Raw genomic sequence first — 10,972 nt, forward strand, 5'->3', positions numbered from 1 at the left:
TCCGAGGGTGGTCAGTTCAAGGCTTTGACCCCCTGTCCGTGCAGGGCTTGTGCGAGGCGGACTGAGTCTCCGCTGGTCTGGCAGAGGTGTGCGTGGTGGAGCAGTCGGTCCACGGTGGCGGTCGCCAACGTTTTGGGCATCAACTCATCGAACCCGCTGGGATGCAGGTTCGACGAGACCGCGACCGATCGGCGTTCGTAGGCTGCTTCCACGATCCGGTAGAGCCCCTCGGCAGCGTCGGCGCCGACCGGGAGGAGCCCGACGTCATCGACAATGATGAGCTCGGCGCGGACGATCTTGGCGACGGCTTTGCCCAAAGAATCATCAGCACGATGGGCACGTACGAGTACCCCGAGCTGTTCGAGGGTGAACCAAGCCACCGGCATACCTGCTTCAATAACATTGTGTCCCAATGCTTCGAGGAAAAATGTCTTCCCCGTCCCAGCTGGCCCGCACACGACCAGGTTCTCCCGCCGCCCCACCCATTCCAGGGTGCGCAGCGCGTGCTGGGTGGGCAGTGGGATCGAGGAGGCATTCTCGTCCCACACATCGAAGGTTTTGCCGGTCGGAAACCGTGCGGCTTTGCGGCGGGTGGTGAGCATCGACCGGGCTCGACCAGCGGCTTCTTCAGTCAGCAACGCTTTGATGACCTCGGCCGGATCCCAGCGTTGTGAGCGGGCGGTGGCCAACACGTCGCCGGCGACCGCCCGTGCGTGGGGAAGCCGCAGTTGGCGCATCAACTGCTCCACCTCGGCCGGCAGCGTCGGGGTACTCATGCGATGTCCTCGTCGTTTACGTGAGAATTGTTGAGGCCGAACGAGTTCCATCCGGTTGTTCCTTGAGCCAAGGAGGTGTCTTCGGAGGCTTGGTGGCGAGTCGGGTCCATTCCTTTGCTGGCGAGGATCGAGTCGAGGTCGCCGGTGGCGAACCGGCCGTGCACCGCGGCGTGACCCAATGCCCAATCCACATCCGGGCGGCTACTCAGGGTCGAAAGGTCCACGGCGTGGGTCATCTTCTGAAAGATCCGTTCGGTCCCGACGGCGGCGGCTTCTTTGAGCCACACCACCGCGCCCTCTCCGATCGCCAGGAAAGCGTGCTCAGCAGCGCTACGAGCGCGGATCCGGTAGTCACCGGGGATCTTGCCGGGCTGATCCGGGAAGTGGGCGTCATCGATTGCGGGGGTGCCGCGGGTGGTGCGGCGGTGCCGGGCCACTTCGACCGGGCCACCGCCGTCGAGGGCGCAGATGATGACCTCATCGGTACCCGGGTGGTGGCGCACCCACACACTGTGTCCCAATAATGTTGACGGGATGGAATATTGGCCGTGCTCGAAAGTGATCATCGGAGTGTTGTCCGGTACTTTGCGGGTCACCCCCAGGCCCGCGGTGTGCGGCAGATCGGGCACCGCATGGAGCTGGGTGCGTTCGATCTCGAGCATCTCGGCCGGTACCCGGCCGGTGGCCCTGTGGACCCGGTTGTTGACAAGCGTCATGAACTCGCCGCACGCGGTCTCGACGTCGACGAAACTCGCGTACTCGCCTAGCAGGTTCGTCTCGGTCGGCACGATGTCGGCTTTAGCGAGTTTGACGGCGTTCTCCACCCCGCCTTTGGAGGCCGGGTCGGCCGGCTCACACGTCAGGACGGAGATGCCGTAGTAGCGGCCGAAGGTCACCGCATGACGGTTGCGGACCGGAACCCCCGCCACGTGCCCGGTCGTGACCGTTTTCTCGTTGTCGGTCAGCAGGTACGTCGGAGCGCCGCCGACGATGCGAAATACACGGTCGAGGCCGGCGAACACGCTCGGCCCGGTCCGGTCGTGCAGGGCGATGACGATCCGAAAGCGGCACCACGCCAACCACGCGACCAGCAGCACCACCTTTCGGCCGTTCACGATCGGGCCGTCACCGAAGTCGTACTGCAGCCACAATCCGGGTTCGGTGACCCACGGTCGGTGCACTCGCGTATTGCCCAGGCGCCATTGAGCTTTGATCTCCGCCAGTGCCCGGCGGGTGGTGCGTTCGTTGCCGGTGTACCCCAACGCGGCCAAGCGTTCGTGGGCTTTGTCGCCGCGGATCTTGCCGTGCGAATCCTGCACCCACTTCTCCAGGTTCGGGGTGAAGTCGTCGATCAGTCGGGCCCGGCGAACCTGCGGCGGCAGGCCGGCATCGCGGTCCTCGACCGCCTTCTTGACCGTGTGATGCGAGCACCCGCAAAGTTCGGCTGCCGCGCGATACGACCCAGTCAGATCGTAGGCATTGAGTATTTCCATGAGTTCTCCGTCAGACTTCAATGTGGTCTCTCCCGGGTGATTCGAATCGACTAGGCATCGACATCGAACCTCGGGAGAGGCCCCCACGGCGCAGACGCGCCGCACTGGGATCAACAGGACTGGGCAGATTCATGGCCGGCAACGGGCACATTCGTGCCCGCCAGTGAGCAGTTCTTATTGGCCGTCAGTGGGCACTTTCATGTCCGCCTACGGGCAGTTTTTCATGTCCGCCGACAATGAGACAAGCGGTGAACGCCACCACGCCCGTCGAGAAGAGATCGCGTCCGATTGTGGCTGCGCTACAGCCGAATCAGGCAACTGCACTGTCTACGAGGCCAAGGCTGCCACTGACGGACTGTAATCGCCGGTGCCGGCGATCGTCGTGAAGATCTCGGTCAGCCGGTCGACATACAGTTTGATCGCGATGTGGGCTTCGTCGGTGTCGGGGAACAACAGGCTGATCGACGTCTGGTCGTTGAATCGGTTGATCCAGAGGAAGACTTCCTCCGAACTGCCGCGATTTCCGAAGAGACCGGCATTCAGCGCGTCGAACACGTCTACGCCGGGAAGCTTGCGCACGTCGATGTACGACACCATCGGTACAGACCAGCCTGGCTGGACGTCGATGCCGCTGTCGGGTTCGACGAGTTGCATCACGCGGTGGAATGAGACATCGGTCAGTTCTTTGCCGGCGTCGTAGGACTGTTGTGCCGCACCCACGATCGAGGTGAACGTCGACGATTCCTCGATCGTCAGTGGGACCGGGATCAAGCTGGTGAACCAGCCGATCGAGCTGAACTCGGCACGAGTGGCGCGGGTACTCTTCGGCGTCAGACCGAAATATCGGCTGTTTCCGGTGAACTCGTGACTCGCAAGTGCCGCGACTGCGAGAACGCCAGGAGTGAATGCGGCGCCGTTCTCGCGGCAGACCGTCGCAAATCGTTCGGCATCGGCCTCACTGAACAGCGTCGCTTACAGATGTGCGGGCCTGGCGTATCCGGAACTCGAAACTCCCAGGTCGAGAGGGAATGTCGGGAGGGTTCCACCGTTGTTCCGGACCAGCTCGACCCACCGCTCGACGTGGGGGGACTCGAGCGTGAGTTCGGCCGAACCGGACCGTTCGCCAGCGCAGTACTCCACGTAGCTGCCGACCTCCGACAATCCGCTGGGGACGCCCTGGGTCTCCGACGAATAGAGCTGCAGGAGCTCTACGAGCGCGAGTGCCGATGAAATTCCTTCGGTGACAAGGTGATCGAACGCGGCGTACAGCGTGAACCCGCTGTCGTGCTCGATGGCGCCGAAGGTGAAGCAATCCCAGCTGAAGGGGCCGGGAGTCTCGTCCTGGACGTGCGCTCTGATCGCGTCTGCGGAATCTTTGACGCCGTGGGCGGTGGGCACGAAGTCGATTGCGGCGGGATCCATCACGTGCCGAACGATCGATCCGTCGGGTTCTGCGGCGAACCAGCTGCTGAACGTGTCATGCCGGCGCAGGAAAGTGTTCACTGTCCTGGTCATGGCGTCGACGTCCAGCGGAGTGTCAAAATCGAACGCCACCAGGCAGAGCCGGGAGAAGCGGAAGCCGACGGATTTCGTTCCGGCCTGCAGTTCGCAGATACTCCTCCTGCTGGTGGGAGGGAGGAGTCGGATGTTTCGGTGCCCGTCCGGCCTCGGCGACCGAAGCCAAGGACGCAACCCAGCTGGTGAGCCGCCCGGGAGTGGGTTCCCACTCGTTGATGAGACCGAAATTGACCATCCTGCACCCCTGTCGAAGTCACATGGCAGGCACGCTTCAGCGCGCCATGACTGGCAAACCTGCATTCATCCGTGCGCCACGGATTCTCTTTGTCGGCCCGGGTATTCACCACTGTGAACTCAGAATTCGGATTGAAACGAATTCTCCTTCGACGTACGCGCCCTCACGTCTTATGACGTCTCGGCCCCGACCGTTGTCGCGTTTGTCGTGCATCGAGAAAGATACATCGAACATTGTCGTATGACAACAGTTATTGAGATTAGATCCGCGTGTCCGTTAAATCTGAGACCGTGGACACTTGTGGTTTGCTGTGATACAGCCGACCTCGCATGGTTTGATATCGCAAAGATGGTGTCGCGCTGCATGTTCTACGTGGTCTACTCTGCTCGCGCGCCGGTCGCTGCGAACACACCGCCATGGAAGGATCTGAACATGAAGCTTTGTTTGAGTAGTGGTTGGCCGCGTCGAAGAATGCGAAATGCAGAAACATTTGTAGTCACTCTTGTTGTGATGACGTTTACGGCGTCACTTCTCGGGTCCGGATTTGCGGGAGCCGAACCCGATGGTGGATTGGCGGCCACGTCCGAGGGATCGCATATAGTTAGAATGGCAAATCAGCCGCAAGGAATTGTCGATGTGGTAATTGAATCCGCCGCCATGAACTCGGAGCTGACGGTAAAGGTGCTGCCGGCGGCGGATCAATCGCGTCCGGCACCCACCGTGTACCTGCTCAACGGTGCGGCGGGTGGCGAGGGTGGTAGCAGTTGGTTCGATCAGACCGACATCACCAGCTTCTTCGCCGGGCAGAACGTCAATGTCGTTGTGCCCATGGGCGGGGCAGCCAGCTACTTCACCGATTGGCGCAACGACGATCCCAAGCTCGGTAAACAGAAATGGGCCACCTTTCTCACCCGAGAACTTCCACCGTTGATGGATGCGCAGTTCAATGGCAACGGGCGCAACGCTATCGCCGGGATCTCGATGGCAGGAACCTCGGTTTTTCAGCTCGCCTTGAAGGAGCCGGACCTGTACCAGGCGGTGGGCTCGTACAGCGGGTGCGCGATGACAAGCGATGTCGAGGGACAGGCGTATGTCCGACTCACCGTCGAGATCCGCGGCGGTGGCAACACCGTGAACATGTGGGGGCCGCCAACTGATCCCGAATTGGTTCGGAATGATCCCTACGTCAACGCCGAAAAGCTCAGGGGTAAAGCCATTTACATCTCGAATGGCTCGGGCCTTCCCGGTGAGCACGACGTGATCGATGGGCCCGGCATCAACGGAAACGGTGCAAAGCTCACCGAACAGATTGCAGTCGGCGCGATCATCGAAACGGCTACCAACAATTGCACCTACAAAATGCGTGATCGGCTGCGAGCGCTGAATATTTTGGCAACTGTCGATCTCCGTGACACCGGGACACACAGCTGGGGATACTGGCAGGACGATCTGCACAAATCCTGGCCGATGATCAGCGCAGCGCTGCGTCGCTGATATCAGCCCGAGCCGGCGTTGCCGGCGAAGTACGTCTGGGAAGCCCGAAGGTCAGAGCTGCCAGCGTGATCGTGATCCCGGCGAGGACCCAGAGAATGACGTCGAACGCGGCGAGAAAGGTCTGCGCGGCGGCTTGACGGGCTGCCGGCCGGAGTGCCGGCTCGGCGTCTGCGGTCACCGATGAGCGCAGGTCCCCGGGTGGCGCAGAGTTGGCCGCGCGGTCGTCGGGAACCCGGGTGTCCGGGCATCCGGGACCGGGGGCATCGGGATGAGGTGAACCCAATTTCGCCGAGGCACAACGGGCGAACTCGTTGATCACGAACGGTCGCAGAGATTCGGCAACGTTCGTGGTCGCGATGTCCTGTGAAAGCGTTTCGCGGGCGGCAGATACAGCTGAATCAGAGTGTGCCGCCACTTGATTGAAGAACAATAGACTGATAACCGCCAGTCCGACGGACGCGCCGATCTGCTGGATCGTCGGTACGGTGCCAGACGCAGAACCGACGTTGCCATCCGACGTACCGGACAGCATGGTCGCCTGCAGTGGGGCCACGAACAGGCCCATGCCGATGCCTCCGACAACCAGTGGCGCGATGATCGTAGGGATGTCTATTCCTGCGGTCGGCTCGACGATCAGCGCGGTGTAGATCAGTGAGCCGGTGAACGCGACGGCGCCGACAGAGAGCGTTCGTGGCCCGATCCAGCCGACCATCAGCGAGGAGAGGAGGGAACCTGCCGCGGCCCCGAGAGCGAATGGCAAGGTGAGCAGTCCGGTGCGCAGCGGCGAGAACCCGAGTCCGAATTGAGCTGTCACGGAGACGGTGAAGAAGAATGCGGCGAAAACGCTGAAGAAGAGTAGTGACAAGGCCGACCCGAGGGCAAAAGGCCGGATTCTGAAGAGTTCCGGCTTCAGGAGGGGATCACCTCCGCGGGCGGCGAGGCGGTGTTCGTGCCACACGAACAACGCCAGCAGCACGATCGAACCCGCGACCATGGCGAGCTGCCACGCCGGCCAACCGTTCTCACGTCCGGTCGCAAGCGGATAGATCAGTAGGAACAGGCCCGCGCTCGACAGCGCGATCCCGGGGGCATCGAGGTGCGGGCGAGAGGTCGAGGTCAACGCGGGTAGATGGTGGTAGCCCACCGCGCAGGCGAGAAGGCCGAGAGGGAGATTGACGATAAAGATCGTCCGCCAGCCCAGTCCGAAAGCGTCCGCGCTGATCAGCAGGCCGCCCAACGTCGGGCCCAGCATCGCGGCAACCCCTGCTGTAGCGCCGTAGATCCCGAATACGATGCCATGCTTCGATTTCGGGAACGACGCCGCGATGATGGCGATCGTCTGGGCCGACGCAAGCGCCGCGAAGCCACCTTGCAGCGCCCGCAGGACGATCAACTCGGTTGGACCCTGTGCCAGGCCGCACAGGACCGAGACGAGGGTGAAACCGGCGAGCGCCGCGATGAACAGCCGCCGCCTGCCGATCCGCTCGCCGATACGAGAAGCAGTCAGCAACGTGCAGGCAAAGGCCAAGGTGTACGCCGTGAGGACCAGGAGTTGCTCTCCCGAGGACGCTCCGAGATCCGTGCCCAGACTCGGCAGTGCGATGTTGACGATGGTCATGTCGACCATCTGAACCGCCACCGCGATCAGACAGCAGGACAGAGCGAGCCACGGTGCCGCGTTCCGGTCGGAATGACCGCGGTCGGGGACATACGCGACATCATGGGTCACCGCAGGTTCAGAACTCACGCCTACCGCGCGGTTGTGACGGTCGGGAGATAATCGCCCTCGGCGACGATGGTCTTGAAGATCTGACGAACTCGGTCGACATAGACGTTGATCGATGCGCGGGCCTGAGGGGTGTCAGGGAACAGCAGGCTGATGGTCGTCGCGTGACTGAATCGGTTGACCCAGACATAGACCTCTTCGGAGGTCCCGCGGTTTCCGTAGAACTTCGCATTTATCGACTCGAATGTCTCGACCCCGGGCATACGTCGGGTGTCCATCACCGAGACCATCGGTACCGACCAACCCCGCTGCGTGGTGATCGGGGAGTCGGGATCGAGCTCGGCCAATTCGAGAACCCTGTGAAATGACACGTCGGAGAGTTGGCGGCCCGCGAGGTACGAGAGCTGCGTCTGCCGGACGACGGACCGGAACGTCGACGTCGGATCGAGCTCAACCGGCACCGGGATCAAGCTGGTGAACCAACCGACGGCGCTGAAGTCTTCGGGTGTCGAACGGGTGCTGCGCGGAGTGATCCCGAGGTATCGGGTTTTCCCTGTGAACTCGTACGATGCCAGCGCCGCCACTGCCAGTATCGCTGCGATGAATCCCGCGCGGCTCTCCCGGCAGATGGCCAGTAGTGTCTTCGCGTCATCGTCGTCGAACAGTTCGGTGCTCAGGTGGGTGCTGCGGGACCCGGTTTCGCCGGCGGGTGCGGATCCGAGGCTCAGCGGGAATGTGGGCAGATCGCCGCCATTGTCTTTGACCAATTCGATCCACCTCTGCACATCTCGACTCCCGAGGGTCAGCCGTCGTGAGGATTCCCTTTCCCGATCGCAATAGTCGAGATAGCTACCCGCGGATTTAAGTGGTATCTGGTCGTGCGCAATGGCGTTGGAGTACAACGCCATTGCATCGACCAAGGACACCGCCTGTGAAATGGGGTCCGAATGGAGATGGTCGATTGCCGCGTACATCGTGAAACCCTCGGTGTGCTCGATGGTTCCGAATGTGAAGCAATTCCACTCGAGGGGGCCTGGCGTCTGCTCCTGGATGAGTTCCAATATGCGATCGGGGTCCGTTGAGTAACCGTGATCGATCGGGACGAAATCGACGATGTCGGGATCGATGACGTGCCGCACCATTGCCCCGTCGGATTCCGTGGAGAACCAGCTGAGATGGGTGTCATGACGCTTCAGGAAAGCGTTGATCGTGGCGGTCATGGCGGCCGGATCGAGTGTGCCCGACTGTTCGAACGTACCCACGTAGAGCCTGGATCCGCGGACGCCGGCCGTCTTCGTCCTGGCCGCCGTGCGCAGGTACTCCTCCTGCTGGTGTGAGGGCGGCGTCGGATGTGCGGGCGCTCGATACGCGGCCGCGACACATTCCGCCGATGCCGACCAGGTCGTCACATTGCCGGTCGGTGGCTGCCATTCGTCGATGAGTCCGAAACTGACCAAGATGATTCTCCTCCAAAACCCCGCAGTTGGACGCGAATCAAAGTCGGTACCCCGGGCGTTCCGGAATACTGACAACTTTCACGTACAGAAGGATCGATCGGCTCCCATTGTCGTCGCGTTCGCCACCCGAGATCATCGATAGTGAACTCGACAAGAGTTATTGGTATGAATAGTTTTTCGAGCGGCTCGATGATGACGCTACAGACAGCGTTCGAACGGGGCAACACGAAGTGATATTCGTGCGAAGTATTTTTCTCTTTTTCAAAACCCGAACAACTATGTCCAAGACCGCCCGCCGACCGAACAAGAAACCTCCTATTTCAGAAGGATTTTCGCAATGTTTACATTTCAGTTGCGATGACGAGTTCGAACAATGTGGCTGAGCCTGCGCGTGAGGTTGGGGTTTTGTCCACAGTAGTGGTGGTTGTGCACAGGTCGGTGTCGGGTGGGGGTTGTTGTCTGAGGTTTTGTGGGTGTGGGTGGTCATGGTTGGTTCATGGATCAGATAGTTGGAGCCTTGGTCGACTCTGAAGGGATGGGTGTTGGGAAGGTGACGCAGGCGTCGTTTTCGCTGCGCGGCTGCGTGCGTAGGCGTGTCGGGAGGGTTTGCCCCCTCGTTAACCCCTAGGTGGGTTGACGAGGGGGCAATTTCGCCGCGTCCGCCTGCGCTTACTCGTCCACCGGGAATGCTGAGTCGACAGCAATCTGCACATTCGCGGGGAGGATTCGGTCGCCTTCGTTCGGTCGTGCACGCATGGCAGTCTCAAACCGGTGCAATCGTTCAGGATTGAACTCAGGCACACGCACGTGCTGCGGTTCCATCTTGTCGAGGCGTCGCCAGCGGCGTCCGTTGCTGTCGGTGTAGTCGTACATGACCTGGGTGTAACCCGCGTTCCCGAGGCTGGTGTTGGGAACGGGTACGACCCATCCCGATCTAAGGGTGCCGTTCGGTGGGAGGTAGCGGAAACTGTCGTTGGTCCGCTCGCTGCGGATGTCATGGAGTGTCTGCTGACAACCGATGCTGTCAATCGTCATTCCGCAAACATTGATGTGTGGTTCCCCCCAAATCGTGGAGGACTCCTCTATGCGGCTTCGGGCTCCGCGACTGCAGCGTTCTCGTAGTCGATGGGGCTGACCATCCCAATCGTGGAGTGCCGGCGGACGTGGTTGTAGAAGCCGTAACACCAGTCAAGCACACCGGCCTTGGCTCCGGCAAGAGTCTCGAAATCGTTGCGTGACAGTACCTCCCACTCCAGGGAAGAGAAGAACGCTTCGGCAGCGGCATTGTCGAAGCATGACCCGACGCGGCCCATCGACTGACGGAGTCCCATCCGACGGCACAGCTTGGTGAACTTGTTGGAGGTGTACGTCGACCCGCGGTCACTGTGGAAGATGACCCGTTCGGACTCCTCGTCACGCCTTATGGCCTGCTTACCGCCTCGGGTGGCCACCGCCATCTCGATTGCTGCACACGCGAGCGGTGCGTCTGGATGCACGCTGGTGGCCGCACCCAGCAATCGGCGGCTGTAGAGGTCGATCACGGTCGCCAGATACAACTTCCCGGCCGCAGTCGGGATCTCGGTGATATCGCCGACCCACTTCTCGTTCGGACGCGTCGCGGTGAAGTTCCGGCGCACCAGATCCGGGAACTTCGGTGCCGTCTTGTCCTGCCGGGTCAGCCCGTTTCGGCGACGGATCCGGCGTGCCACCAAACCCTGCCGGCGCATCGAATCCGCGACCGTCTTCTCGCTCACTGTCCACCCGTCCTCACGCAGGTCCACGTGCAGCCGCGGGGAACCATGCAAGCCCCGCAATGTCATGAACTTGACCTTGACTGCGCGGTCTACCGTGTCGCGCCGATAGTCACGCGCGGTATGCAATCCTGTTGCTGCACCCGGCTTTTGAGAACGCTTGAACCACTTGTAGAACCACGCCATACTCACGCCAAGCAGCGCGCACGTGACCGTATGTGGCACTCGATAGGTGGTCCTCTGCTCTGCGATGAAGCGGGCCAGCATCACTTCGTCGCCTCCTTCACCCACAGGACCACCGATCGTTTTAAAACATCGCGCTCCATCCGCAACTCGGCCACCTCGGCACGCAACCGCTTGAGCTCGGCAGCACTATCGCCGCTCGCCTCATCCTCGCCGCCGCGCTCGGCGCGCGCACGGTTGACCCAGTTGCCCAGGGTGCCCTCGTTGACCCCCAGATCGCGCGCGACCTGGGCGATCGGTTTACCCGTCTCCTCGACGATCCGGACCGCCCCATCACGG

Annotated in this window: 8 protein-coding genes and 1 pseudogene; 1 reads left to right on the top strand and 8 read right to left on the bottom strand. The window is 61.6% G+C overall.

Annotation, left to right across the window (positions count from 1 at the left end):
* Positions 1-11: 11 nt before the first annotated feature.
* From istB to BFL43_RS00685, 3 genes and pseudogenes are all read right to left on the bottom strand, one after another.
* Positions 12-776 (bottom strand): IS21-like element helper ATPase IstB, encoded by a 765-nt coding sequence (gene istB, locus BFL43_RS00675; RefSeq protein ID WP_084889766.1) that lies wholly within the window; start codon positions 774-776, stop codon positions 12-14.
* On the bottom strand, positions 773-2,290 hold the full coding sequence (istA, locus tag BFL43_RS00680; protein ID WP_084889768.1) for an IS21 family transposase: 1,518 nt from the start codon (positions 2,288-2,290) through the stop codon (positions 773-775). The genes istB and istA overlap by 4 nt, the downstream gene beginning before the upstream one ends.
* A 306-nt stretch (positions 2,291-2,596) precedes the next feature.
* Positions 2,597-4,022: pseudogene (locus BFL43_RS00685) on the bottom strand (condensation domain-containing protein).
* Between the two features lie 606 nt (positions 4,023-4,628).
* Here BFL43_RS00685 and BFL43_RS00690 point away from each other — a divergent pair.
* The gene (locus BFL43_RS00690; protein WP_240497982.1) at positions 4,629-5,516 is read left to right on the top strand and encodes an alpha/beta hydrolase family protein; all 888 of its coding nucleotides are present in this window, start codon (positions 4,629-4,631) and stop codon (positions 5,514-5,516) included.
* On the opposite strand, the gene BFL43_RS00695 is transcribed toward BFL43_RS00690, so the two are convergent.
* The 5 genes from BFL43_RS00695 to BFL43_RS00715 all read right to left on the bottom strand — a co-directional run.
* Positions 5,494-7,263 (bottom strand): MFS transporter, encoded by a 1,770-nt coding sequence (locus BFL43_RS00695; protein ID WP_084889819.1) that lies wholly within the window; start codon positions 7,261-7,263, stop codon positions 5,494-5,496. The two genes, BFL43_RS00690 and BFL43_RS00695, sit on opposite strands and share 23 nt — an antisense overlap.
* Positions 7,264-7,265: 2 nt before the next feature.
* Positions 7,266-8,699 (bottom strand): condensation domain-containing protein, encoded by a 1,434-nt coding sequence (locus tag BFL43_RS00700; protein WP_084889821.1) that lies wholly within the window; start codon positions 8,697-8,699, stop codon positions 7,266-7,268.
* 669 nt (positions 8,700-9,368) lie between these two features.
* Complete coding sequence (locus tag BFL43_RS00705) at positions 9,369-9,734, bottom strand: hypothetical protein (protein WP_084889823.1); 366 nt, start codon at positions 9,732-9,734, stop codon at positions 9,369-9,371.
* 47 nt (positions 9,735-9,781) lie between these two features.
* Positions 9,782-10,720 (bottom strand): IS3 family transposase, encoded by a 939-nt coding sequence (locus BFL43_RS00710; protein ID WP_084889697.1) that lies wholly within the window; start codon positions 10,718-10,720, stop codon positions 9,782-9,784.
* Positions 10,717-10,972: transposase (locus BFL43_RS00715; protein WP_084889703.1), on the bottom strand; the 256-nt coding region annotated here is incomplete at its 5' end. The genes BFL43_RS00710 and BFL43_RS00715, both read right to left, overlap by 4 nt.

It is taken from the genome of Williamsia sp. 1135, from assembly GCF_002095395.1.
Lineage (GTDB): Bacteria > Actinomycetota > Actinomycetes > Mycobacteriales > Mycobacteriaceae > Williamsia.